The sequence below is a fragment of the Kitasatospora sp. NPDC001603 genome (genome assembly GCF_040298365.1).
Taxonomy (GTDB): domain Bacteria; phylum Actinomycetota; class Actinomycetes; order Streptomycetales; family Streptomycetaceae; genus Kitasatospora.
Genome location: NZ_JBEPAA010000002.1, coordinates 129585 through 153840, shown reverse-complemented (window position 1 = coordinate 153840; position 24256 = coordinate 129585). Strand labels below are relative to the sequence as shown.

Sequence of the window (24256 nt, the reverse complement as noted above, 5' to 3'; positions counted from 1 at the left end):
CGGCGGCGGTCGGTCACCGGCTCGCCGCCGCCACCCGGGCGGCGTGGACGACCTGCGCGACCGCCTGGACGGTGTCGATCCCGTACTCCTCACTGGGGTTGTCCCGGGTGAGGATCGCGATGCGGTACGGCTCGCCCGGGTCGGTGAAGATCCCGAGGCTGTGCACGTGCCAGGCGTGGCGCTCGCGCGGCGCCCAGCCGTTCTTCACGTGGACGGTGGTGCCGTCGGGGGCGCCGAGCGGGGCGCCCCAGGCCTGGTCCTCCTCGACCTGGTTCATCAGGTCCAGGCCGAACGCGCGGTGCTCCGGGGTGAGCACCGGGCCCGGTGCGGCGAAGACGGCGAGCTGCTTCATCTCGTCACCGGCGGTGATCTGGGTGCGCCCCCACCGGTCGCCCTCCGCGAGGACGGTGTCCGCCATGCCGGAGAGGCGCAGGAACTCCGCCAGCCGCGCCCGCCCCAGGTCCCGCCAGAGGGCGGTGGCCGCGTCGTTGTCCGACTGGACGATCATCGGCCGCAGGTTGTCCTCCTCGAACGGCGTCAGCGCGCGCCCTTCGTCCTGGGCGCGGCGCAGCACCGCACCCATGATCGTCACCTTGATGACACTGGCCGAGTCGAACCGCTCGCGGGCCCGGACCGCGCAGGACAGCCCGGTGCCCGGGTCCTCGACCGCGACGGCGACGGTGCTGTGACGCTCCGACACCACGCGGGTGATCGCCCTCGTCAGCTCCTCGGCGGGCCGGGAGTGGGCCGCCGAGGAGCAGCGGCCGGACTCCGGGCCTGCGGGGCCGGTGACGGCCGGTGCGGGTTCCGAGGCCACGAACAGCAGGGTCGCGGCGGTGATCAGCCTGGTCGTGGTGCGGCTGCCGGCGGGGAGCGGAAGGGTCATCGCCCGATCATCGCGGACGGGACGGGCGCCCGGCCGATGACGCACCGTGGCCGCCCGGGGCGGTGTGCGGGGCGGCGTGCCGGGGGCGCCGGCCCGGGTCCCGGTGACGTCGCCCCCGGTCCGGGTGGATGCTGGGAGGAGCGAGGCGGGCCGATCGGGATCGAGGAGGTCCGGGATGGGATTCATCGGCACGGTGGGGCTGGTGCTCCACCCCGAACGGACCAGCGCACCCACCGTGGCCACCGTGGTCCGCTGGAGCCGGGCGCGGGACGCCAAGGTCCTCGGGCTGACGGCGGAGGTGGCCCGGATCGGGTGCGACGCCGTGGCGGTCGGGGCCGAGGAGATGGCCGCCACCGCCGATCTGCTGATCAGCCTGGGCGGGGACGGCACGATGCTGCGCGCGATGCGGCTGGTCGCCGGGGGCCGGGTCCCGGTGCTGGGCGTCAACGTCGGGCGGCTGGGCTTCCTCGCCGAGGTCGACATCCCGGAGCTGCCGGACGCCCTCGACGCGATCGACGATCTGCGGTTCACCGTGGAGTCCCGGTCCGGTGTCCAGGCCACGTTCGGTGACTCCCGGGAGACGGCGCTCAACGACGTGGTGCTGCTGCGCAGCCCCGGGCACCGGTCGGCGGCCGTGGCGGTCCGGGTCCAGGGGCAGCCCTTCGTGTCGTACACCGCCGACGCCGTCGTCGTGGCCACGCCGACCGGCTCCACGGCTTACAGCTTCTCCGCCGGCGGGCCGATCGTCTCCCCCAACGCCGAGGGCCTGCTGGTGACGCCGGTGGCCCCGCACGCGGCGTTCAACCGGTCCGTGTTCCTCTCCAGCGGGGAGCGGCTCGCCCTGGAGGTCCTGCCGCACAGCGGGGACCTCGCCATCGAGGCCGACGGCCTGCTGGTCGGCCGCGTCCGGCCGGGCGACGTCGTCGAGGTGACGATGCTCCCCGCCGCCTCGCGGGTCGTCCGGCTCGGCCGCACCACCTTCTACCAGCGCGCCCAGCGCAAGCTCCGGCTCACCGGCTCGGCGGAACCCGCCTGAGGACGGCCCTCCCCCGAGGAAGGGCCGTCTCCCGACGGTGCCCGGCCGGTGCGCTGCTCGGGTCGGCCGGAGGCGGTCGTCGTCGCCCGAGCCGCTCGTCGGCGGCCGGTGAGGGGGCGGCCCCGGCGATGTCACCGCAGTACCGGCGGTGTGGTCACGCCCCGGACTCAGCTCGCGGCCGGGGCGCTCAGCACGTGGGCGCGGGAGGCGTGGACGTCGGCGCGCAGGGCGGTCAGGTCGACGTCGAGGACGTGTCCGTTCCACTTGCGGGGCTCACCGTCGATCATGACCGCGGCGATGTTGCGGGCGTCGGAGCCGAGGACGAGCGTGCCGATCGGGTCGTTGAGCGGCATGTTGTTGAGGTCCTCGGCCCGGACCACCAGCAGGTCGGCCTTCTTGCCGGGGGTGAGGGAGCCGGTGACGGCGGCGAGGCCGTTGGTGCGGGCGCCCTGGAGGGTGGCGAAGTCCAGCACGTCGTGGGTGGTGATCCGGGAGGGCTGCCGGTCGGTGCCGTGGGCGGCGTTGACGGCGCGCATTCGCTGGATGGCGTGCAGGGTCCGCATCTGGGTGAACATGTCGCTGGCCAGGGCGACTTCGACGTCGATGCTCAGGCCGGGGCGGACGCCGGCGGCGAGGGCCTCGTCCACGGCGGGGATCGCGGTCTCCAGGCCGATCTGGGCGTCGGAGGTGGGGGCGAGCGCCACGGTGGTGCCGGTCTCCCCGATGGCCTTCCAGGCGTCGGAGGTGAGCCCGGTGGCGTGGATCAGGGTGACGTCGGGGCCGAGGATGCCGTGCTCCGCCCAGCGGAGCACCGCCTCGGAGGAGGCCGTGCCGAAGACGGCGTCCACGCTCACGCCGATGCCCAGGTCCTGGGCGACGCGGGCGAGTGCGGGACCGTAGGCGAGCGCGGGGCCGGCGATCTCCTCGGTGGCCAGGGCTGCCAGGCGCAGGGTGAGCAGTTGGTCGTCGCTACCGAAGTAGCGGTCCCTGAGCCGGGTGAGGTCGCCGGGCCACTGCTGGTCCCAAGTGCCGAAGTGCGGGCCCATGGAGGCGTGCACGCCGCGGATGCCGGTGTCGAGGAGGGCCTGGACGGCGGCGTCGGAGTGGTCGCCGGTACGGGAGTTGTGGGAGAAGTCGAGCATGGTGGTGATGCCGCTGTCGATCGCGGTCAGGGCGGCCAGCCTGGTCCCGGTGTACATGTCCTCGGGCCGGTAGACGGTGGCGTAACCGGCCAGGGTCGCGGTGACGTAGCCGCCCAGGTCGTCGACGTCCGGCATGATCCGGCGCAACTGGGCCTCCCAGGCGTGGCGGTGGGTGTCGACGAAACCGGGGCAGAGGATCGTGCCGGTGGCGTCGACGACCACGGCGTCGACCGCGCTCAGGCCGGGCCCGACGGCGGCGACGGTGTCGCCCTCGACGAGCAGGTCACCCCGGTCGAGGACGCCGAGCGCCGGGTCCATGGTGACGACGGTGGCGCCGGTGAACAGGATCCGCCGCCGGTCGGCGGGCAGGCTCCGGATCCGGGCGAGGGCGGCGTCTTCGGCGGTGGGGCGGGCGTGGGGGACGTGCACGGGGTTCCCTTCCGGCGGTGGGTACGGCGACTGCCGCGGAGCCAGACTGCCGCTCCGCCGTGGCCGGAACCAGGCCGCGCCGTCCCCGGGTGCCGGGCACCCACCCGCCGCGGCGCGCGCCGGTGTCGACCCGCGCCGACGGATACGGAACACCCGGGCCGCCTCGATGAAGGCGGGCCGGGTTGCGGGTGTGGCGGGAGGACGCGCGGGGTCGGGGGTGTGGCGCGAAGGGGGCGCCGGGTCAGCCGGTGCTGAGCGCGCGGGCGGGTGCCACTCGCGTCGTCGGGGTGAGCCCGGCCCGGGCGCGGAGTCCGGCCAGGGCGGCGGCAGCGGTGGGTTCGGCCTGGTAGACGACCAGTTGCTGGTGCGGTGCGCCGTTGACGGTGAAGGCGGAGAACTCGATCTCCAGGGCGCCCGCCTCGGGGTGCGCGAGCCGCTTCGACTGCTGGGTCTTGGCCCGCACGTCGTGCCGGGCCCACAGCTCGCCGAACTCCGGGCTCCGCGCGCGCAGGGTGGCGACGACTTCGGCGATCCGCGGCGAGTCGGGGTGGTGTCCGTGGGCGGCGCGGAGTTCGGCGACGCAGGAGTGCGCGGAGCGCGCCCAGTCCCGGTAGAAGGAGCGGCCGGCGGGGTCGAGGAAGGCCATCCGGACCAGGTTGTCGAACCGCTGGAACCCGCTGTGCAGGGCACCGGCGAGGCGGTTGTGCGCCAGGACGTCCAGGGCGGGCCCCAGGACGAAGGCGGGGGTGTCGGGCCAGCTGTCGAGCAGTCGCCGCAGCTGGGGGTCGACGCGTTCGTGCCCGGCGGGCGCGCCCCGGCGTTCCTGGGGCGCCCGGACCAGTCGGCGCAGGTGGTCGAGCGCCTCGCCGTCGAGGTGGAGGGCGGCCGCGACGGCGTCGACGACCTGGGGCGAGGGATTGGTCTCGCGCCCCTGCTCCAGGCGCGTGTAGTAGTCGGCGCTCACGCCCGCCAGCATCGCGACCTCCTCGCGGCGCAGCCCCGGGACCCGACGGCGACCGTGCTCCGGCAGGCCCACGCCCTGCGGCCGGAGGGCTTCGCGCCGTGCTCGGAGGTACTCGCCCAAGGAACTGCTGCTGTCGCTCATGACCCGACCCGGTGGAGGAGGAGGCCGGCCCCGTGGGTGCGGTGCGGAGGCCCGGGCGTCCCGTACCGCACCCGCGGGGCCGATCCGACGCGGATCGGATCGCCGGGCCGCGGTCCGCGGTGCCCGGCGGCACGAGGTCATTCCTACCCGGTCGGCGGCCGGTGAGCCTGGCCCTGCCGCACCCAGGCAACCCCGCCCCCGGTCCCGGACGTCCCGGTCGCCGGCCGGCCCGTCGTCGCCGCCTTTCTGGCGCACGGCTCGCCGGTGCCGTCGCGGCCCGGCTCGGCGACGACACCGTGACCAAGGCGGACCTGGTCGACGCCGCGGTGGCCGCCGCACCCTCCTGGTGGCGCTGACACCCCCGGAGCGCGGGCTCCGTCGGCCGGCGGTCAGCCGTTGAGCGTCTTCATGTACTCCGGCGGGTAGCGGTCGCCGGTGACCGCGCCGTGGGGTGCGACCGCCTCGATCGCGGCGATGTCCTCGGGGGTGAGGGCCACCTCGGTCGCGGCGACGTTCTCCTCCAGGTAGCTGCGGCGCTTGGTGCCGGGGATGGCGACGGCGCCCTGGTGCCGGACCCAGGCGAGTGCCAGCTGGGAGGGCGTCACGCCCTTGGCGGCGGCGAGCCGGCGGACCTCGCGCACGACCTCCAGGTTGCGGTCGAAGTTCTTCCCCTGGAAGCGCGGATCCGTCCGGCGCCAGTCGTCCGCGGCGAAGTCGTCGGGGCTGGTGATCGCGCCGGAGAGGAAGCCGCGGCCCAGCGGGGAGTAGGCGACCAGACCGATGCCCAGCTCCCGCAGCGTCTCCCGCACGCCGTCGTGCTCGATGCCGCGCTCGAAGAGCGAGTACTCGGTCTGCACGGCGGTGAGCGGGTGGACGGCGTGGGCACGCCGGACGGTCCGCGCGGACGCCTCGCAGACGCCGATGTAGCGGATCTTGCCGGCGGCCACCAGCTCGGCCAGCGCGCCGACGGTCTCCTCGATCGGCACCCCGGGGTCGATGCGGTGCAGGTAGTACAGGTCGACGTAGTCCGTGCCCAGGTGCCGCAGCGACCGGTCGAGCGCCCGCCGCACGTACTCCGGGTGGCCGTTGAGCCCGGACGCCCGCCCGTCGTCCGCGAGCTCCACCCCGGTCTTGGTGGCCACCACCGCGTCCGCCCGGCGCCCGTGCAGCGCTTTGGCCAGCAGCTGCTCGTTGCGGAACGGTCCGTAGCTCTCGGCGGTGTCCAGCAGGGTGACGCCGAGCTCCAGCGCACGGTCGATGGTCGCCAGGGACTCGGTCTCGTCGGTGGCGCCGTAGAAGGCGCTCATCCCCATGCAGCCGAGACCCTGTACGCCTACGGTCAGGCCCTGGCTGCCCAGTGCTCGGTCTTCCATGATCTTCCCCTTACGTGACCGGTGACCTGTGACCGGTGACCGGTGGGCCCGGTGCGGGCACCGGCGGCAGGTAGTTGACACCCGTACGTTACGCGCGCACCGGCCGTGACGCCCTCGGACGCCTCGTCGCCGGAACCCCGGTCGTCGCCCCGAACGCCGACGGCCGGCTGGAGGTCTTCGCCCCCTTCACCGGCGGCAGCATCCGGCACATCCGGCAGGTCACCGCCGGCTCGACCGCCTGGTCGGACTGGCAGTCACTCGGCAGTCCTTGACCGGCCGAACCAAGCCCTGACCGGTCGAACCGGCCGACCACGCGACCGGGCGCCGGGGGTCGGCGGTATCCGGCCCCCGGAACGGCAGGCCGGCCCGGTGGTGTGCACCAGAGGTCATATTCCACCCGGTTCGGTCAATATTTACTTTCCCGGATTCCCTCTGCATAGTGGCGCCTCGAAACAGTGGTGGATCGAGCCGAGAGGGCTTTCTTGTCTCAGATCAACGAGGTTGCCGCCCGTGAGGTGGAGCTTGAGCGGGTTCACGTCTCCGCCCTGGGCGACCTGTTCGACCAGCGGCTGGCCGGGGTGCGGGAGCAGCTGGCGCGCGTCCTCGCGGCGCCGTCCGACGGCGCGGGCGAGGTGTACGAGAGGGACTTGGCGGCCGGACAACTGGCGCGCGAGGTACGACGGTTGGAGGGGGCCGAGGACGGGCTGGCCTTCGGCCGGATCGACCTGGCGGACGGGACCGTCCTGCGGATCGGGCGGCTGGGGCTGCAACGGGACTCCGACGAGCTGCCGGTACTGGTCGACTGGCGGGCCGAGGCCGCACGGCCGTTCTACGAGGCGACGCCGGTGCACCCGATGGGACTGCGGCGACGGCGCCATCTGCGGCTGACGGGCCGGACGGTGGTGGGGGTGAGCGACGAACTGCTCGACGGCTCCGCACCGACCGAGCAGGACGTGGTCGGTGACGGTCCGTTGGCGGCGGCGCTCCAGGCCAGGCGGACCGGCCGGATGGGGGCGGCGGTCGCCACGCTCCAGGTCGAGCAGGACGCGATCGTCCGGTCGCCGCACCGCGGGGTGACGGTGGTGCAGGGCGGTCCGGGCACCGGGAAGACGGTGGTGGCGCTGCACCGGGCCGCGTACGTGCTGTACGCGTTCCCGAGGGCGGCCGAGCGCGGCGTGCTCGTGCTGGGGCCGAACGCGCGGTTCCTCGACTACATCTCCCAGGTGCTGCCCTCGCTCGGCGAGAACGACGTCGTCCTGGCGACGTGCGAGGAACTGGCCGGCGTCGCACCGGGCGCGGCGGACCCCTTCGAGGTGGCGCGCCTCAAGGGGAGTTCCGTACTCGCCGACGCGCTGGCCGCCGTGGTCCGGTCCCGGCAGGCCCCGGGCGGCGACTTCGAGGTCCGGGTCGGCCGGGAGTGGATCCGGCTCCCGGAGGCGGAGGTCGTCCGGGCCCGGGAGTCGGCGCGGAGCAACGCTCTCGCGCACAACCCGGCGCGCCGGCTGTTCAAGGAGCTGCTGGTCGACGCCCTCGTCGACGAGCTGGCCCGCAGCGGCGCCGAGGTGCTGGAGGAGATCGACGCCCAGGTCGCCGAGCTGACCGGACTCGACCTCGACCGGGCCGCCGCGGCGGACCTGCGCCGCCTCGGTCTCGACGACGCGCCGGCCACCGGGGCCGACGAGTTCGACGCCGACGCCGTCCGCGCCGACCTGCTGGACGACGCCTCGCTCGACCGGGCCGTCGAAGACCTCTGGCCCCGGCTCACGCCGGGCCAGGTGGTCCACACCCTGCTGGCGGAGGGCGACGATCCGGCCGGGCACCTGCAGCGGTTCACGGACGCGCAGTTGGCCCTGCTGCGGCGCACTCCGGAGGCGCCCTGGACGGACGGCGACGTGCCGCTCCTCGACGAGGCGGCCGGCCTGGTCGACGGCCCGCCGGAGCAGACGTTCGGGCACGTCGTCGTCGACGAGGCGCAGGAACTCACCGCCATGCAGTGGCGGATGATCGTGCGCCGCTGCCCGGGCCGGTCGATGACCCTGGTCGGGGACTTCGCCCAGGCGGGCCCGGCGACGGTGGCCCGGGACTGGAAGGAGGCGCTCGGCCCGGACCTCGGACGGCGCTACGACCTGCGCACCCTGACCGTCAGCTACCGGACCACCCAGGAGATCCTCGCCGTCACCGAGGACCTGCTCGCCCGGATCGCCCCGGACCGCACACCGATCCGCTCGATCCGGCACGGCGAGGTGCCGCGCACCCTCGCCGCGGACCGCGCGTCGCTCGTCACCGCCCTCCTGCGGGAGCTGCGCGAGCAAGGCGCCGCGCACCCCGGCGAGTTGATCGGGGTGATCTGCGCCGACGACCGGACGGCGCAGCTCGCGGCCGCGGGCGTCGAACGGCACGCCCGGCTGGTGCCGGCCTCACAGGCGCGCGGGCTGGAGTTCGACACCGCCGTCGTCTTCGACCCGGACGGCATCACCGCCGCCCGCCCCGGCGGCGAACGCGACCTGTACGTCGCCCTCACCCGCGCCACCAAGCGCCTGTGCACCCTCGCCGCGGAGGCCACCGGCTGACACGGCCCGGCCCCGGCCGTCACCCGGCGGCCGGGGCCCGCCACCGCAGCCGCCAGACCACCCGTCAGACCACCCGTCAGACCACCCGACCGGGATCGTCGAGCCAGGCCGGGGCAGGTCCGAGCGGGGAGCACGGGCCCCCGGCGGTCCCGGCCGCCGGACCCATCAGCGGGCGAAGGTGGCGGCCCTGGCGGCGCGTTGGGCGAAGACGGTCTCGCGGCGGTCCGCCGTCTGCCGGAGTGCGTCCTTGCGGTCCCGCTTCGACAGCCGGTCCAGGTACGTGTGGCCGTCGAGGTGGTCGCTCTCGTGCTGCAGGCACCGGGCGAAGTAGCCGGTCCCCTCGATGACGAGCGGCTTGCCGTCCTGGTCGAAGCCGCGCACGACGGCGTGGTCGGTGCGGGGGACGGCCATGGCGGCGCCGGGCACGGAGAGGCAGCCCTCCAGGTCGTCGACCAGTCGGCGGTCGCCCGGCTCCGGCAGTTCCAGGACCGGGTTGAGGATGTGGCCGACGTGCCGGATCCCGTCGTCGTCCGGGCAGTCGTAGACGAAGAGCCGCAGGTCGACGTCGACCTGGTTGGCGGCCAGGCCGGCGCCTTCGGCCACGTGCATGGTGAGGAACATGTCGTCGATCAGTGCCGACAGTTCGGGCGTGCCGAACTCGGTGACCTCCCGGCACGGGCGGTGCAGGATCTCCTCGCCCGCCTCCGTGACCCGGCGGACCGAGCCGCGTTCCGCCTCGGGTGACAGCGCCGGGTAGGAGTCCACCGGTCTGCCCTGGACCCGGACCCGCCGGTCGACGGGACCGGGCCGCTCGTGACGAACGGACATGCTGTCTCCCCCACTCACCCTCTGGCCCACCTGCGATGGACCGCTTGCCAGTCACTTTGCAAAGTAGCAGACTTTGCAAAGTGACTGAAGAAGACGTCAACACCCCGCCCGGTCGGTCCCGGCAGGCCGAGGACCGGCTGCCCGCGCACGAGGTCCGCACGGCGCTGCTGGAGCTGCTCGCCGAAGTCGGCACCGTCACGGCGACCGAGGCGGCGGCGCGGCTGGGGCACAGCTCCGGGCTCTGCTCGTTCCACCTGCGGCAGCTCGCCCGGCACGGACTCATCGAGGAAGCGCCGCACACCGGGGGCCGCGCACGGCCCTGGCGTCTGCGGCAGGAGGCGCCGGAGGCCGGTGCTCCCTCGGCGGAGGAGTTCGACGACCTGGCCCGGGGGCTGGAGGACGAGAGCTGGCGACGCTGGCTCGGCCAGCGCGAGCTGGCGCCCGCCGCGTGGCGGCACGACGAGGCGTTCAGTGCCGTCGCCTATCTGACGCCCGAGGAGATGAGCGGGGTCGCGGCCGCGGTACGGCAGGCGCTCGCCCCCTACCAGCACCGCGAACAGCGCCCCCTGGCCCGACCCGAGGGCGCCCGACCGGTGGCCCTCATCACCCGGCTGTTCCCCCTGCTCCCCGATCAGCCGGGCGACCAGGGCCGGCGGGGCTGAGCGGCCGGCAACCGCCGGGCTCGGCATACTCGGCCGGTCCCCGTCCCCTTCGGTGGATGGGGACCGCCGAACCCCGAGGAGGACCGTGTCCACCACCCCGCAGCCGGCGCCGGACGGCACGCCGGAGGTGACCCCGGCCGCGAGCCGGGCCCGCTGGCGGCAGGTGCGTGACCACCTGAACCGCCACCGCTTCGAGCTGACCCGGGCGGCCGCGGCCGAGCACGCCGCCCGGCAGTTCGCGCCGGGCGGGCGGCCGCTGACGCGCGAGCACTGGATTCCCGAGGCGCCCGTACCCCTGGAACGGGTGCGGCTCCGGTGGCCGGAGCGAACCCCGGCCGCCCCCGTCGACGGCCGCGGCCCGGAGCTGGACGCCACCCCGTGACCCCGTGGCCTCATGCCCCCCTGACCGCGTGATCGAGGGGCCCGGTTCCGTCGGCGGTGAGACGGGCCGTCGCAGCGGCCCGAGGCCCCCGGTTGCCCTGCGGGCGATCGGGGGCTTTAATAAATGAACAGGCATTTACTAATGAGGGGGTAGCGATGGCCGGACGTCCCCGAGGCGTGGACGACGTGGTGATCCTGCGCGCGACGGCCGAGGTGATCGGCCGGGTGGGCCCCGCCGGGCTGACGCTGGCCGCCGTGGCCCGCGAGGTCGGGCTGGTGCCCGGCACCCTCGTGCAGCGGTTCGGCTCCAAGCACGGCCTGCTGGTGGCGCTCGCCGAACAGTCCGTCAAGGACGCGGACGCGTTGCACGGCCGGGTGCGGGAGGCGCACCCATCGGTCCTCGGGGCGCTGGCCGCGCTGGTCGTCGAGTCGATGGCTCCGATGGCCACACCGGAGAGCTTCGCCAACCACCTGGCTTTCCTGTGCACGGATCTCACGGACCCGCAGCTCTACGAGCCCGCCCTGGCCGCCCACCGGGCCCAGGAACGGGTGATCCGGGCACTGCTGGCGGAGGCCGTCGCCGCCGGCGAACTCCGGGCCGGGACGGACGTCGCGGCGGTGGCCGGGTCCGTCCAGGCGGTCACCGCCGGCGTGGGCCTCGTCTGGGCGCTCGACCACCGGGGCACCCTCGCGCAGCGGCTGCGCCGGGAACTCGACGCCCTCCTGGCCCCGCACCACCCACCCCGGCACCGCCACGACCTGGAGGAAGCATGACGAACGACACCCGGCCGCTGGCGGGGAAGGTGGCGCTGGTCGCCGGCGGGACCAGGGGCGGCGGGCGGGGCATCGCCGTCGAGCTCGGGGCGGCCGGCGCGACGGTGTACGTCACCGGCCGCAGCAGCACGGCCGGGCGCTCCGACCTGGACCGCCCGGAGACCGTCGAGGAGACCGCCGAGCGGATCACCGCCGCCGGCGGCGTCGGCATCCCCGTCCGCACCGACCACAGCCGCCCGGAGGAGGTCCGCGCCCTGGTCGACCGGATCGCGGCCGAACAGGACGGCCGGCTCGACGTCCTGGTCAACTCCGTGTGGGGCGGGGACCAGCTGACGGACTGGACGCACCCGCTGTGGGAGCAGGACCTCGACACCGGCCTCCGGCTGCTGCGGCGGGCGGTGGAGACCCATGTGATCACCAGCCGCTTCGCGCTGCCGCTGATGGTCGCGCGCCGGAGCGGTCTGGTCGTGGAGGTCACCGACGGCAACACCGCCCGCTACCGCGGCTCGTTCTTCTACGACCTCGCGAAGTCCGCGGTGATCCGCCTCGCCGTCGCGCAGGCCGCCGAGCTGAAGGCACACGACGTCGCGGCCGTCGCGATCACGCCGGGCTTCCTGCGCTCGGAGGCCGTGCTGGAGCACTTCGGGGTGACCGAGGCCAACTGGCGCGACGGCGTCGCCCAGGACCCGAACTTCGCCCACTCGGAAACCCCCGCCTACCTGGGGCGGGCGGTCGCCGCGCTGGCCGCCGACCCCGCCGTCATGGCCAAGACCGGCCGGGCGCTCGCCACCTGGGGCCTCTACCGCGAGTACGGGTTCACCGACGCCGACGGCACGCGACCGGACTTCGCCGCCCACTGGGCCGACTCCCTGGAGGCGGAGTTCGGGCCGCTGGGAGATCCGCTCTGACCGTCACTCCGACCGGCCCGCCGTCCCGACCGTGGGCGCCCGCTCCGACCGGCCCGCCCTCCGACCCGCCGCTGGGCGCCCGCTCGATCCGAGCGGGCGCCCTTCGGCGTCCCCGGGGCGGACACGGCGCCCGCGCGCCCGCCCGGCACATCGGCACACCCCCCAGTTGAACATGTTCAAACCCGTGCGCCATGATGATCCCGAACGGGAGCCCCCGACCCCGACCGGGGGGTTCGGGCCACCCCGCCGTGCCCCGCCCTGCCCCGGCGCACCCGCGCTCGCCGGCAGCGGAAGAAAGGACCGTCCACCGTGCCGACTCCTTGGCAGACCCGGCTGACCGCCTCCGCCGTCGCCCTGATGTGGGGCTACGAGGGCCTCTGGTGCAAGATCTTCCCCGGCCGCGCCGACCAGCGCGCCATCGTGGAGGGCCTGCCGCTCCTGCCCGGGAGCGCCGTGACGCCCCTGCTGATCACCATCGGCCTGGCCGAGCTGGCCCTCGGCGCCTGGGTGCTCAGCGGACGCCGGGCCAGGCTCGCCGCGATCGTCCAGACCCTGCTGGTCGTCGGGTTCAACACCGGCGGCCTGCTGTTCGGCGCCGACCGCATCCCCGAACCGGGCCGCCTCGTCGTTCAGGACATCGCCTTCCTGGCCCTCGTCTGGACCCTCCCCGCCGCCCGGCGCGACCGCACCCGCCCGATCGCGGTCGCCGCATGAGCACCGCCACGCCCTGGACCGAAGGCCGACTGCTCAGCCTCCAGACCCGCCGCCCGCGCGTCCTGTTCGGCCGGATGTACGAGGACCCGGCCGTCGAACTCGGCGCGTTCCCGGCACCGGGCGCCCGCGTGCTCTGCATCGCCTCGGCCGGCGACACCGCCGCCGCACTGGCCGCCGCCGGGTACGAGGTCACCGCCATCGACCTCAACCCCGCCCAGCTCGCCTACGCCCGCGGCCGGCTCACCACCGGCGCGCCCGCGGCCACCGGCTCCGCGGAACACCTGCTCGCCGCGGGCCGGGCGGCGGCCGCCGCCGTCCTCCCGGCCTGGCGACCCGCCGCCCTGGAACGCTTCCTGCGCCTGGACGACCCCGCCGCCCAGGCCCGCCACTGGCGCCACCGGCTCGACGGACCCGGCCTGCGCCTGCTGCTCGCCACCGCCCTGCGCCCCGCCGGTACGCTCGCCACCGCCGTGCGGCCCGCCTTCCGGGACGTCCTGCCCCACCGCTTCGACACCGCCCTGCGGGCCCGGCTGGCCCGCGGGGTCGCCCGCCACCCCAACGCCGGCAACCCCTACGCCTGGCGCCTGCTCCTCGGCCGCGATCTGCCCGGGTCGCCCGCCATCCCCGCCGAGCCGGCCGCGGCCCCCGTCCGGCTGCTCGCCGGCGACGTCCTCGACCACCTCGAACGCTCCCCCGCCGGCCACTACGACGCCGTCACGCTCTCCAACGTCCTGGACGGCCCCGGCCCGGCCTTCGCCCGGCGCCTGCGCGCCGCCATCCAGCACGCCGTCCGCCCCGGCGGAACCGCCGTCCTGCGCAGCATCCGCGAACCGGGCCCGGCCGGCCCGGGCGCCGCCGCCGAGGACCGCTCCCTGCTCTGGGGCGTCATCCGGGTGCTCCGGCTCTGAGGGCCCCGGTTCCGAGGACCACTCAGCTCCGAAGACCGCCCGGACCTGAGGGCCCACCGGCTCTGAAAGCCCCCGGCCCTCAAGGCCCCCGGTTCCGTAGACCACCCACCGCTTCGCGCCCACCACCGGAGTCGACCGTGCGACACCTGCTCCAACGCCACCCCTTCCCGATGCGCACCCACTTCGCGCACTCCCTCGTCCTCACCTACGCCCTCCCGCCGCACCTCCTCGCGCCCCTCGTGCCGCCCGGCCTCGCCCTCGACACCTACACCGACCCCACCGGCACCGAACACGGCTTCGTCGCCGCCGCCGTCGTCGACACCCGCGCACTGCGCCCGGCCGCCCTGCCCGCCCGCCTCGGCCGCGACTTCATCCTCACCGGCTACCGGATCTTCACCCGGTTCCCCACCCCGGGCGGGCGCACCATGCGCGGACTGCGGATCCTGCGCTCCGACACCGACAACCGGCTGATGGCCGCCGGCGGCAACCTCTTCTCCCGCTACCACTACCGCTCCGCCAGGATCGGCACCCGGGTACTCGGCGACACCCTGGAGTTCAAGGTGCTCAGCACCGACGGCCGCGCCGACCTGCATGTGCGCGCCGACCTCGCGAGCAGCCCCGCCCCCCTACCGCCCGGCAGTCCGTTCGCCGACGCCCGGGCCGCGCGCCGGTTCGCCGGACCGCTGCCCTACACCTTCGAGTACGAGCCGGAAACCCGCTCCATGATCGTCGTCAAGGCCACCCGCACCCACTGGGACCCCGTCCCGGTGACGGTCGAGGTCCCCCGGCTGACCTTCTTCGACCACGGCCCCTTCACCGGCAGCCGCCCCGTCCTCGCCAACGCCTTCCACGTCGCCGACGTCGACTACGGCTGGGAGGCCGGCCACCGCCGTGCCCTGGACGGAGCCCGCCGATGAACGCCCGGCCCGCCCGGCCCGCCGGGCCCGCGCGGCGCCCCTCGGGTGTCCGCGAGGTGATCCGCTACAACTGGCCGATGTACGCCGCCGGCGCCGTCACCGCCGCCACCGGCTGGGCGCTGGCCCGCCGCCTCCCCGCCCGGCCCGCCGCCCTCGCCCGCGCCGCCTCGGCCGGCGCCGCCGCGCTCCTCACCACCAGCACCCTGGCCACCTGGCACGTCTACGACCGCTCCGAACTTCACTCCTACGACTGGCTGTCCGAGCTGCTCCCCGACGGCCCGGGCGACCACCTGGTCGTCTGCACCGGACTCGACGAGGCCAGCCGCCCGATCGCCGCCCGGTACCCCACCGCCCGCCAGCTCGTCGCCGACCTCTACGACCCGGCCCTGACCACCGAGGGCTCGATCCGGCGCGCCCGTCGCCACGCCCCGCCCGCCCCCGGCACCGTCTCCGCCCGCCCCGACGCCCTGCCCGCCGCCACCGGCTCCCTCGACACCGTGCTCACCGTCCTCGCCGCCCACGAACTGCGTCGGCCCGCCGACCGCACGGCGCTGTTCACCGAGGCCGTCCGCACCCTGCGGCCCGGCGGTACCCTGCTGCTGGTGGAGCACCTGCGCGACCTCGCCAACACCGCCGCCTACGGCCCGGGCGCCTGGCACTTCCAGCCGCGCGCCACCTGGCTCCGGCACGCCGCCGAGGCCGGACTGCACCCGGCCGCCGAACGCCGGATCGCCACACTGATCACCGCCTTCGCCTTCCGGAGCCCCGACGCATGACCGAACTGTTCACCCTGGAAGCCCAGTTGAGGCTGGTCGGCGCGGCCCTGGTCGGCATGGGCCTGTTCCACGCCGTCCTGCCACGCATCGTCCAGTGGCCGGCCGACCTGTCCGGCGCCAGCCTGCTGACCCGCCAGGTCTCCTACGTCCACCTCTTCTTCATCGCGCTGACCTGCGCGCTGCTCGGCCTGATGCCGCTCTGCCTGGCCCCCGACCTCCTCGCCGGCACCCGCCTGGGCACCGCCCTGCTGGCCGGGCAGACGCTCTTCTGGGGCCTGCGCTGGCTGTTCGAGTTCGCCGTCTTCTCCCCCAGGCTCTGGCGCGGCGACCCCCTGCGGACCGCCGCGCACATCGGCCTCTCCGTCCTCTGGACCTGGGTCGCCGCGGTCTTCGCGCTCGCCCTCTGGCGGGTCCTCTAGGGTCCGTGCCGAAGCCCCGGCGGGCGGTTCCCGCGCCGACGACCGCCCGGCGGAACCGCCTGTGGCGGGACCGTCGTCCGGTCCTCCACAACTGGAAGGCCGTCCTCGAGGAGCACGACACGATCACCGCCGCGCTGCGCAGCGGGGACCCGGAGGCGGCCGAGCGGGCCGCGCGGGCCCACATCGGCTCGCAGGCCGACCACGAGGTGGCCGAGGAGGACTGAGCGGCCCCGGACGGACGGCGGCCCCGCCCTTCCGCCCCGCCGCGCTCGGCGGGGTGGCAGGGCGGGGCCGGGTCGTCGTCGGTCAGCGGGCGCTGCCGAGGTCGCGGTCCTCCTCGCCGCCCCGGAGCATCAGGGTGGTCTCCTCCAGGCGGCGGAACCGGCCGTCGGGGGAGAACTCGGCGAACACGTACACCTCCATGCGCACGGTGGAGCCGTCGGTCTTGGTGACGTCGACCACGTGGCGGTCGGCGTAGCGGTCCCCCTGGACCAGCTCGTCGAGGACCTCGACGCGGCCGCTCGCGACGACCTCGCGCAGGTGGGCGATGTGGGCGGTGAACTCCGCCCGGTCCGCCCAGCTGCCGTCGGTGCGCTGGCGGTAGTCCGGGGCGAAGTGCCGGTCGACGGCCTCGGCCAGGTCGAGCCCGGGGGTGAAGAGCAGGTCGGTGAGCGCGGTGGCGATGTCGGTCCGCGTGGCGGTGGTCATGACGGGTCCCCTTGGGCGTCGGAGTGACGCGTGAGCGTCGGAGTGACGAGACTTTGCGTGCGTCGAGCACGCATCTGAACAGTACCCCACGGTGCGTGCGTTGCGCACGCTATTCTTGGACGCATGCCGAACGACGTGGGACACGAGATCGCCGACGCACTTGCCGTCGTCCTCCGACGCAGCTCCCGCACACACCTCTACGAGCTCCTGACCAGCGGCCTGGACGGGGCGCTGGACGCCGTCACCTACCCCGTCCTCAGCGCGCTCGCCCGCACCGGGCCGTGCAGCGCCGCCAGACTCGCCGAGGAGATCGGCCTCGACCGCTCGGGCGTCACCCGCCGCGCCAGCCGCCTCGAAGAAGGCGGCCTGCTGCGCCGCGTCCCCGACCCCGACGACGGGCGCGCGACGCTGCTGACCCTCACCGACGCCGGCGAGCGCGTCATCCGGACCACGCGCGAGCGCCTCGCCGCCCACATCGAGGCCTCGCTGGCCGACTGGCCCGCCGACGAGGCCCGGGCCTTCGCCCGCGGCTTCCACCGCTTCGTCACGGGCAGCCTGCTCCGACCGGAGTGACGCGGCCGGGGCACCGGCCGGGGTACGGACAGTGCCGCATCAGGACAACCTTCGCCCTGTTCAGAGGACGACATCGTGATTCCGTCCCGGCTACGGGCTCAGGTGTCGACGGCCTTAGGGTTGGGGCTCCAGCTGGTCTGATGAGAAACGAGTTGCGCAGATGTCTTCGGAGAGGGAACGACGGCGGATCCTTCGCGACGCCTACAAGGCAGAGCGCAAGCGTGATGAGTGGAACCTTCTCGGCATCGACCGTGAACAGCTCGACGACCTCCTCGGTCACGTCGAAGAGCGTCTCGCGGAGGCCGGATGTGATCACACGCTGAGGCACTCCCGGTCCTGGGCCGACTCCAGTTCAGTGGCGTGGTCCGAGCTGGAAGCGGGCCTGCTGGCCGATGGCGGCGGTTGCGACTGCGAGGTGCTCGCGAACGTGGATCCAGACGAACGGGTCTGATGCCGCTCAGGCGACGTTCGCCCTGGTGACGACCTCGCGTAGGCGTTCGTCGGTGGCGTGCTTGTTCCGCCAGATGATGCAGCGGCGGATCATGCTGCCCCTGGGCCTTGTGGCTGGCGTGGTCGGTGCCGTCGAGGGCGAAGTAGCGCAGGGTGGTGGACTGGGCCTCGACCCGGTTGAGCAAGGAGCTGTTGGTCGGGGTGTAGGCGATCTCCAGGTTGGTCGCGGCCGCCCATGTCCTGACCCGCTGCCACCGCCTCGTCGTCAGGTGCGGCAAGGAGTTGTCACAGACGATCGCGATCCGCACGCCCGCCGGATGCAGTGAGCGCAGGAAGCGGCAGAACCCCAGGAACTTGGTGCGGTTCTTGGTCTTCTTGATGTGGCGGGTCCTCTTGCTGGCGGCCGCGCTCGGTCCACTGCCGACGACCCGGCCGGCGGCCGGCGGTGTCGACCGTGCCCGACCGGGCGAGTCGTACCGGGCCGGAGCGGCCCGCGCCCGTAGGGTCCCGAACGATGGCCGGCAACGAACCCGACTTCGACGCGATCGCGGACGAGCTCCACACCCTCGCCCCGCAGGACTTCACGGCGGCCCGGAACCGGCACGCGGACGCCCTGAAGAAGACCGACCCGCAGCTCGCCCAGCAGGTCCGTGCGCTGCGCCGCCCCACCCAGGCCGCCTGGGCCGCCAACCTCCTCGCCCACCGGCACGGCGACCTCGTCGGGCAGCTGCTGGACCTCGGGCAGGCACTGCGCGACGCCCAGGAGCACCTCGCCGGGGAGCAGTTGCGCACGCTCACCGAGCAGCGGCGGCAGCTGGTGCGGGCGCTGACCGGGCAGGCCGAGCGCGACGCGGCGGAGGCCGGACACCCGCTCGGCGCCGACGCCGTCGCCGAGGTGGACCGGACGCTGGGCGCCGCGCTGGCGGACCCGGACGCCGCCCGCGCCCTCGCGGCGGGGCGGCTGACGGCTCCGCTGGACCCGGTGCTGTGGCCGGGCGCCGGGAAGCCGGACAGCGGGAAGCCGGGCGCCGGGAAGCCGGGGAGCCGGAAGCCGGGGACCGGGGCCGCGACGAAGAAGGCCGCCGAAACGTCCCCCGTGTCGGCGCGCGACTCGCGCCCCACGAAGGCACAGGCCGCGGCCGAACGGCGGCGCCGGCGCGAACAGGAACAGGCCCGCAAGGCCTTGGCCGGCGCGGAACGGGCCGCGGACACGGCCGATGCCCGGGCCGCGGACGCCGCTCGGGCCCTCGACGAGGCGGAGTCGGCCCGCCGACGGGCGGAGACCGAAGCCGGGCAGGCCAGGGCCGCGCTTGCCGAGGCGCAGGACCGCGAAGCCCTCGCCCGGGAGCGCCTCACGCGCGCCGAGAAGCAGGCGCGATCCGCCGAGGACGCGGCGCGCACCGCCGACGACCGGGCCGCCAAGGCCCACGAAGCCCTCCAGGAGGCGGCCGAGCGCCTGCGGGTGTCGCAGAGCGACGACGACCAACAGCCGGGCTGAGCGCCGCCGGTCACCCGGTGCCCCACAGGCGGGCACGCGGCGGAGCCGGTCCTCCCGGAGCGGGGCCGCGAACGGTTCAGCGGCAGATCCGGTAGCTGTCGCCCGCCCGGGGCCGCTGCCACCCACCGCCGGGGCGGGTGACACGATGTCGCCCTCCTCGTACGAGAGCCGATCGCCCGCCTCGACGGACACCGACCGGTCCGGTCCGACCTGGAAGTCGGAGTACGGACGTCGGAGTGCGGCAGCATCCGGGAGACGGGCGCGGCGCCCGTCGAGCAGCACCCGCATGTGCGGAGCATCCCGCAGGGACCGCTGCCGCCGCGCCGGGGTCGGAGACCGCCCGACCGTCGGCGGTGCCCCACCACGCGGGAACTCGGTGGCAGGTCGATCAGTGGTCGTGTTGACTTCCGGCGTGAGTCACGTGGCCAACATCATGATCTCCGTCGAGTTCACCGACCGGCCGGCCGTCGAAGCGCTGAGCCAGTGGTTGCGGACGTCCGCCCCGCGACGCGGCTACGAACCGGGCGCCGTCGGGTGGGTCGGGTCGCTGAACGAGACGACCGGGAGCGACACGCACTGGGGCGGCGGCAAGTACCCGGAGTGCGAGGTCTTCGCCGGTGCGCTCAACCACGCGGACCTCGCCGGACTGGTCGCCCATGTCGAGCGCGTCCCGTGGGTCCACCCGGAGTTGGTGCAGCTGTTCGTGATGGACCAGGAGCAGTCCTACTTCCGGGTCTGGATGTTCCACGGCCCGAGGCTGCGGCAGATCGCCCCCGAAGGCAGGGAGGACGACATCTACCCCGACGGGGGCCCGTCCGACATCCACACGCGGTTCGCGCTCGCCGACGACGCCGAGTTCCTCCGCGACCTGGTGGTCGCCGCCGTCAACTGGGCACCCGGCCGGGATGTCTCGCGCGAGGCGGTGCTCTCCGACCCGCGCAACGCCCACTACGTGGACGGCTGGCCCGGTCGGGGCGACCTGGGCATCGTGGCCCTCTCGACCGGGGAGGCCACCGGGTGGCAGCCGCTCCCGGTCGGCGCCGCGTGGCTGCGGTACCTCCCGGCGGAGGACCCCGGCTACGGCTTCGTCGACCCGGCCGTGCCGGAGCTGAGCATCGGCATCACCGCCGCCCAGTGTGGCCGGGGCATCGGAACCCTGCTGATCAGGCGTCTGCTGCGGACCGCCGCCGAGGCCGGCGTCGACCGCGTCTCGCTGAGCGTCGAGCGGGACAACCCCGCCCTCCGGCTGTACGAGCGCGAGGGCTTCCGCGTGCACGACCCGCGCGAGGGCGAGGACGCGCTGACCATGGTCACCCGCCTCCGCCGGGACTCCTGACCGGGCGGCCGACGGCCGGTGCTCCTGCCCGAAAGGGAAGGCGGCGGCGGGGGCTGTCCCCCGGGCGGGTCCGGGGGCGTGCTGCCGTGATCTTCGGCCGCCAGGTTCCTAGCGTTGGTCACATGACAGCTCATCAGCTTCCCTTCGGTCCGGCCGCCGTGGCACGGCCGGTCGCCCGCCGGGCCACGGCGGCGGGCCTCGCCCTCGCCGCCTGCCTGACGGTGGCGTCCGCCGTGACCGCCCCCGCCGCCGGGGCGGCGTCCGCCTCCGCCGACAGCGCCGCCTCCACCCCCCGGGGCCTGGAGCGCTTCTACCACCAGCCCCTCGACTGGCGCAGCTGCGTCCAGGGCCCGGACGACCAGGTCGGCGCGGGCCTGGAGGAGGCGGGCGCGACCTGCGCCGACGTCACCGTGCCGCTCGACTACGGCGACCCCCGGGGCCGTACGATCACCGTCGCGATCTCCCGGATCAAGGCCACCGACACCCGCCACCGGATCGGTCCGCTGCTGCTCAACGACGGCGGCCCGGGCGGTGAGACCCTCGGGACCCCGCCGCGCGTCCACACGGCGCTCAAGGAGACCGCCGGCCGCTACGACATCATCGGCATGGACCCGCGCTTCGTCGGCCGCAGCACCCCGCTGGACTGCGGCTGGCCGATCGGCACCAACCTCGTCTCGGCCGGGCTCGGCCGGGCGAGCTTCGACCGGCAGGTCGTTCTCCAGAAGGACCTCGCCGCCAAGTGCCGGGCGGCGGCCGGACCGCTGCTGCCGCACGCCAGCACGCGCAACACGGCCCGCGACATGGACGTGATCCGCGGCGCGCTCGGCGAGCGGAGGATCTCCTACCTGGGGGTCTCGTACGGGACGTACCTGGGCACGGTCTACACCCAGATGTTCCCCGGCCGCTACGACCGGGTGGTCCTCGACGGGGCGCTCGACCCGCGCTCCTACGGGCCGGTGATGCTCCCCCGCCTGCTGGCGGAGAACGAGCAGGCGCTCGCCGACTGGGCGGCCTGGGCGGCGGGCCGCCACGACACCTACCGGCTCGGCCGGACCGCCGAGGAGGTGACGGCGGGCATCCGGCGGCTCGTCGAGGCGTCGGCGCGGGCCCCGCTGACCGTCGGCAGCGGCGCCGACACCTTCCGACTGGACGACACCCGGGTGCCGCTCCTGGTCTTCGCCGGACTCGCGGACGACACCGACGCCGCACGCGCGAACCTGGCCGAGCAGGTCGCGGTGCTCGGCGAGGCGGCGGCGGGGCGGCCGGCCCTGCCGTCGGCGGCCTTCACCGCCGTCCTCCGGTTCGCGTTCAGCGAAGAGGCGTCGCCCACCGGCAGCTCCCAGCAGGCGATCCTGTGCGCGGACGCCCCGGCGCCGCGCGACCCCGAGGCGTACTGGCGGGAGATCGAGCGCAGCCGGGCCGAGCACCCGCTGTTCGGCCCGCTGGTCAACAACATCAACCCGTGTGCCTTCTGGGACCGCCCGCGCGAGGCCCGCACCGAGGTGCGGCGCGACGCCGAGGTGCTGATAGTCGCCGCCACCGGCGACCCGCGCACCACCTACCGGGACAGCGTCGCGCTGCACGGCCTGCTGCCCGCCTCCCGGCTGCTGACCCTGGAGGGCGCCAACCGGCATGGGCTGTACGGCATGTACGGCAACGCCTGCGTGGACGACACGGTCAACGCCTATCTGGCGGGGGGCCGGCTGCCGAAGGGCGACCGGACCTGCGCGAAGTAGCGCGCCGCTCCGGCCGTCCCCACCCCGGGACGGCCGGAGCCTTGTGGGTGCTCCCCGCCCCGCGGCGCTCTCACTCCTCGCCGAGGACCATCCACTTCTCCGGCTTCTCCATCGGCACGAACCCCGCCTTGGCGTAGACCTCGTGGGCGTCCGCCGTGGCCAGCATGACGCGGCGCAGCCCGTAGGGGGCGAGGTGGTCGCGGACGGCGGCGGCCAGGGCCGTGCCGAGCCCCCTGCCACGGGCCGAGGGCTCGATGTACACGTCGCAGAGCCAGGCGAAGGTGGTCCGGTCGGTGACCACCCGCGCGTAGCCGAGCTGGGTACCCGCAGCCCGGTCGTAGACGCCGAAGTTGAGGGAGGCGGCGATCGCGGTGTCCTGCTTCTCCCGGGGGCGGCCGCGTGCCCAGTAGGCGTCCTGGGACAGCCACCGGTGGATCAGTTCGGCATCGAGGCGCGCCGGGTCCGTCGAGATCTCGTAGCCGTCGGAGAGGTCATTCGTCATACCGGAATCCAACCAGGCCGGGCCCCCACCGTTCCAGGTGCGGGCCCGGCGGCCGGGCGTCCGGCCACCGCCGCGCGGGCGCGCGTCAGAGGGTGATGGTCTTGTACTCGGTGTAGGTGCCGAGGCCGACGGCGCCGAACTCGCGGCCGATGCCGCTGGCCTTGAAGCCGCCGAAGGGGCCGTCGAAGCCGACACCGGCCCCGTTCACGGTCACCGTGCCGGTCCGGATCCGGCGGGCGACCGCCAGGGCGTGCTCCTCGTCGGCGGACCAGACGCCGCCCGACAGGCCGTACTCGGAGTCGTTGGCGATGCGGACGGCGTCGTCCTCGTCCTCGTAGGGGATGACCACCAGGACGGGGCCGAAGATCTCCTCCTGGGCGATGCGCATGGCGTTGTCCACGTCGGCGAAGAGGGTGGGGGTCACGTAGTTGCCGCCCTCCAGCCCCGCCGGGACCTCGGGGCCGCCGGTGACGAGGCGGGCGCCCTCCTCGATGCCGATCGCGATGTACCGGCGGACGCGCTCCTGCTGGTCGGGGCGGATCATCGGTCCGATGAAGGTGTCCGGGTCCGCCGGGTCACCGACCTTCAGGGACTCGACGAGCGCCTTGAGTTCCGCGACCACCTCCTCGTAGCGGCTGCGCGGGGCCAGGACGCGGGTCTGGGCGATGCAGGACTCGCCGTTGTTGAGCAGGGAGGAGAACTTCAGCCCCTGCACCGCCCGGTGGATGTCGGCGTCGGCCAGGATGACGGCCGCGGACTTGCCGCCCAGCTCCAGGCTGACCCGCTTGAGCTGCTCACCCGCGATCGCGGCGATCCGCCGGCCGGCCGGGGTCGAGCCGGTGAAGGCGATCTTGTCGACCTCGGGGTGGGAGACCAGGTACTCGCTGGTCTCGCGGTCGGCGGGCAGCACGCTGATCACCCCGGCGGGCAGCCCCACCTGGGCCAGCAGGTCGGCGAGGAGGCCCATGCTGAGCGAGTTCTCCGGCGAGACCTTCAGGACCACCGAGTTGCCGGCGAGCAGCGCCGGGATGATCTTCGTGGTCGCGGAGGAGAAGGGCGAGTTCCACGGGATCACGGCGGCCACCACGCCGACGGCCTCACGACGGACCACGCTCCGCACCGGCGAGGCCGGGTCGGAGGGCGGCAGGGTCTCCTCCCACCCGAACTCCTCCGCCGCCTTCAGGTAGGCGTTGGCCTGGCGGGTCAGGCCCGGCTGGCCGGCCCGGGTGAACCAGCCCGCGGACCCGTTCTCGGCGGCGATCAGGGCAGCGATCCGCTCCGCCTGCCGCTCGCGCAGCGCGTTGAAGCGCCGCAGCACCGCCACGCGCTCCGGCGGCGGGGTGTCGCGCCAGGTGCCCTCGGCGAACGCGGCCCGGGCCGCCGCCACCGCACGGTCGACGTCCGCCCGCCGGGCCTGTGCGGCGCGGCCGATCACCGTCCGGTCGTGCGGGGACCGGATGTCGAGCAGGGCGGCCTCACTCGGCTCGGTCCAGGCGCCTGCGATGAAGAGCCGGTCATAGACGATCACGCTTCCACTCCCTCGCTATCTGTCACTCGACAGTAGCACTTACTTGCTGATGCAACTCGATGTCGTGGCATCTGATGGTGGTGCGGTGCCGGCGGTC

26 protein-coding genes and 1 pseudogene are annotated in these 24256 nt (G+C 74.7%); 18 read left to right on the top strand and 9 right to left on the bottom strand.

Annotated features, from left to right (window positions below; genetic code table 11):
* Window positions 1-13: 13 nt before the first annotated feature.
* Window positions 14-886, bottom strand: coding sequence for a serine hydrolase (locus ABT263_RS02285; RefSeq protein WP_352286622.1), 873 nt, complete (start codon window positions 884-886; stop codon window positions 14-16).
* A gap of 175 nt (window positions 887-1061) precedes the next feature.
* On the opposite strand from ABT263_RS02285, the gene ABT263_RS02280 reads away from it, so the two are divergent.
* A complete protein-coding gene (locus ABT263_RS02280; RefSeq protein WP_352286620.1) occupies window positions 1062-1922 on the top strand; it encodes an NAD(+)/NADH kinase in 861 nt (286 codons plus the stop codon).
* A gap of 167 nt (window positions 1923-2089) precedes the next feature.
* Here the strand turns inward: ABT263_RS02280 and ABT263_RS02275 are convergent, their stop codons facing one another.
* From ABT263_RS02275 to ABT263_RS02265, 3 genes are all read right to left on the bottom strand, one after another.
* Window positions 2090-3493, bottom strand: a complete 1404-nt coding sequence (locus ABT263_RS02275; RefSeq protein ID WP_352286618.1) for an amidohydrolase family protein — start codon at window positions 3491-3493, stop codon at window positions 2090-2092.
* A 241-nt stretch (window positions 3494-3734) separates the two neighbouring features.
* On the bottom strand, window positions 3735-4598 hold the full coding sequence (locus ABT263_RS02270; protein WP_352286616.1) for a helix-turn-helix domain-containing protein: 864 nt from the start codon (window positions 4596-4598) through the stop codon (window positions 3735-3737).
* A gap of 389 nt (window positions 4599-4987) precedes the next feature.
* Entirely contained in the window at window positions 4988-5971 is a 984-nt protein-coding gene (locus tag ABT263_RS02265) for an aldo/keto reductase (RefSeq protein ID WP_352286614.1), read from the bottom strand.
* Between the two features lie 74 nt (window positions 5972-6045).
* Here ABT263_RS02265 and ABT263_RS02260 point away from each other — a divergent pair, with 74 nt between their 5' ends.
* Window positions 6046-6243 (top strand): DUF8189 domain-containing protein, encoded by a 198-nt coding sequence (locus tag ABT263_RS02260; protein WP_352286612.1) that lies wholly within the window; start codon window positions 6046-6048, stop codon window positions 6241-6243.
* A 210-nt stretch (window positions 6244-6453) separates the two neighbouring features.
* The gene (locus ABT263_RS02255) at window positions 6454-8541 is read left to right on the top strand and encodes a HelD family protein (protein ID WP_352286610.1); all 2088 of its coding nucleotides are present in this window, start codon (window positions 6454-6456) and stop codon (window positions 8539-8541) included.
* A 165-nt stretch (window positions 8542-8706) separates the two neighbouring features.
* Here ABT263_RS02255 and def read toward each other — a convergent pair whose 3' ends face one another.
* On the bottom strand, window positions 8707-9369 hold the full coding sequence (gene def / locus ABT263_RS02250) for a peptide deformylase (RefSeq protein WP_352286608.1): 663 nt from the start codon (window positions 9367-9369) through the stop codon (window positions 8707-8709).
* 80 nt (window positions 9370-9449) lie between these two features.
* Between def and ABT263_RS02245 the strand changes: the two genes are divergently transcribed.
* From ABT263_RS02245 to ABT263_RS02200, 10 genes are all read left to right on the top strand, one after another.
* Window positions 9450-10031, top strand: a complete 582-nt coding sequence (locus tag ABT263_RS02245; RefSeq protein WP_352286606.1) for a helix-turn-helix domain-containing protein — start codon at window positions 9450-9452, stop codon at window positions 10029-10031.
* Window positions 10032-10116: 85 nt separating this feature from the next.
* The gene (locus ABT263_RS02240) at window positions 10117-10413 is read left to right on the top strand and encodes a hypothetical protein (protein ID WP_352286604.1); all 297 of its coding nucleotides are present in this window, start codon (window positions 10117-10119) and stop codon (window positions 10411-10413) included.
* Between the two features lie 155 nt (window positions 10414-10568).
* Window positions 10569-11186 (top strand): TetR/AcrR family transcriptional regulator, encoded by a 618-nt coding sequence (locus tag ABT263_RS02235; RefSeq protein WP_352286602.1) that lies wholly within the window; start codon window positions 10569-10571, stop codon window positions 11184-11186.
* On the top strand, window positions 11183-12094 hold the full coding sequence (locus ABT263_RS02230; RefSeq protein WP_352286600.1) for an SDR family oxidoreductase: 912 nt from the start codon (window positions 11183-11185) through the stop codon (window positions 12092-12094). Before ABT263_RS02235 ends, ABT263_RS02230 begins: the two co-directional genes overlap by 4 nt.
* Window positions 12095-12403: 309 nt before the next feature.
* Entirely contained in the window at window positions 12404-12808 is a 405-nt protein-coding gene (locus ABT263_RS02225) for a DoxX-like family protein (RefSeq protein WP_352286598.1), read from the top strand.
* Window positions 12805-13716: a DUF3419 family protein gene (locus tag ABT263_RS02220; RefSeq protein WP_352286597.1), complete on the top strand. Its 912-nt coding sequence runs from the start codon at window positions 12805-12807 to the stop codon at window positions 13714-13716. Before ABT263_RS02225 ends, ABT263_RS02220 begins: the two co-directional genes overlap by 4 nt.
* A 137-nt stretch (window positions 13717-13853) precedes the next feature.
* A complete protein-coding gene (locus ABT263_RS02215) occupies window positions 13854-14633 on the top strand; it encodes a DUF2071 domain-containing protein (protein WP_352286595.1) in 780 nt (259 codons plus the stop codon).
* Window positions 14630-15409, top strand: a complete 780-nt coding sequence (locus tag ABT263_RS02210; protein ID WP_352286593.1) for a class I SAM-dependent methyltransferase — start codon at window positions 14630-14632, stop codon at window positions 15407-15409. The genes ABT263_RS02215 and ABT263_RS02210 overlap by 4 nt, the downstream gene beginning before the upstream one ends.
* Window positions 15406-15828: a hypothetical protein gene (locus tag ABT263_RS02205; RefSeq protein WP_329485468.1), complete on the top strand. Its 423-nt coding sequence runs from the start codon at window positions 15406-15408 to the stop codon at window positions 15826-15828. The genes ABT263_RS02210 and ABT263_RS02205 overlap by 4 nt, the downstream gene beginning before the upstream one ends.
* 5 nt (window positions 15829-15833) lie before the next feature.
* Window positions 15834-16052, top strand: a complete 219-nt coding sequence (locus ABT263_RS02200; protein ID WP_352286591.1) for an FCD domain-containing protein — start codon at window positions 15834-15836, stop codon at window positions 16050-16052.
* A gap of 82 nt (window positions 16053-16134) precedes the next feature.
* On the opposite strand, the gene ABT263_RS02195 is transcribed toward ABT263_RS02200, so the two are convergent.
* Entirely contained in the window at window positions 16135-16536 is a 402-nt protein-coding gene (locus ABT263_RS02195; protein ID WP_352286590.1) for a nuclear transport factor 2 family protein, read from the bottom strand.
* Window positions 16537-16659: 123 nt separating this feature from the next.
* Here ABT263_RS02195 and ABT263_RS02190 point away from each other — a divergent pair, with 123 nt between their 5' ends.
* Window positions 16660-17109 carry a MarR family winged helix-turn-helix transcriptional regulator gene (locus ABT263_RS02190; protein ID WP_352286588.1) on the top strand — a complete coding sequence of 150 codons (450 nt, stop codon included), beginning with the start codon at window positions 16660-16662 and terminating at the stop codon, window positions 17107-17109.
* A gap of 160 nt (window positions 17110-17269) precedes the next feature.
* Window positions 17270-17560, top strand: a complete 291-nt coding sequence (locus ABT263_RS02185) for a DUF2695 domain-containing protein (RefSeq protein ID WP_352286586.1) — start codon at window positions 17270-17272, stop codon at window positions 17558-17560.
* Window positions 17561-17566: 6 nt separating this feature from the next.
* Here the strand turns inward: ABT263_RS02185 and ABT263_RS02180 are convergent.
* Window positions 17567-17942 (bottom strand): annotated as a pseudogene (locus tag ABT263_RS02180) (transposase); the annotation flags it as partial.
* 131 nt (window positions 17943-18073) lie between these two features.
* Between ABT263_RS02180 and ABT263_RS02175 the strand changes: the two are divergent.
* The 3 genes from ABT263_RS02175 to ABT263_RS02165 all read left to right on the top strand — a co-directional run bounded on the left by ABT263_RS02175 (window position 18074) and on the right by ABT263_RS02165 (window position 22129).
* The gene (locus tag ABT263_RS02175; RefSeq protein WP_352286584.1) at window positions 18074-19057 is read left to right on the top strand and encodes a hypothetical protein; all 984 of its coding nucleotides are present in this window, start codon (window positions 18074-18076) and stop codon (window positions 19055-19057) included.
* A 412-nt stretch (window positions 19058-19469) separates the two neighbouring features.
* Window positions 19470-20393 carry a GNAT family N-acetyltransferase gene (locus tag ABT263_RS02170; protein ID WP_352286582.1) on the top strand — a complete coding sequence of 308 codons (924 nt, stop codon included), beginning with the start codon at window positions 19470-19472 and terminating at the stop codon, window positions 20391-20393.
* Between the two features lie 122 nt (window positions 20394-20515).
* Window positions 20516-22129 (top strand): alpha/beta fold hydrolase, encoded by a 1614-nt coding sequence (locus ABT263_RS02165; RefSeq protein ID WP_352286580.1) that lies wholly within the window; start codon window positions 20516-20518, stop codon window positions 22127-22129.
* A 70-nt stretch (window positions 22130-22199) separates the two neighbouring features.
* Here ABT263_RS02165 and ABT263_RS02160 read toward each other — a convergent pair whose 3' ends face one another.
* Window positions 22200-22631, bottom strand: a complete 432-nt coding sequence (locus ABT263_RS02160; RefSeq protein WP_352286578.1) for a GNAT family N-acetyltransferase — start codon at window positions 22629-22631, stop codon at window positions 22200-22202.
* A gap of 85 nt (window positions 22632-22716) precedes the next feature.
* On the bottom strand, window positions 22717-24159 hold the full coding sequence (locus ABT263_RS02155) for an aldehyde dehydrogenase (RefSeq protein WP_352286577.1): 1443 nt from the start codon (window positions 24157-24159) through the stop codon (window positions 22717-22719).
* Window positions 24160-24256: the final 97 nt, after the last annotated feature.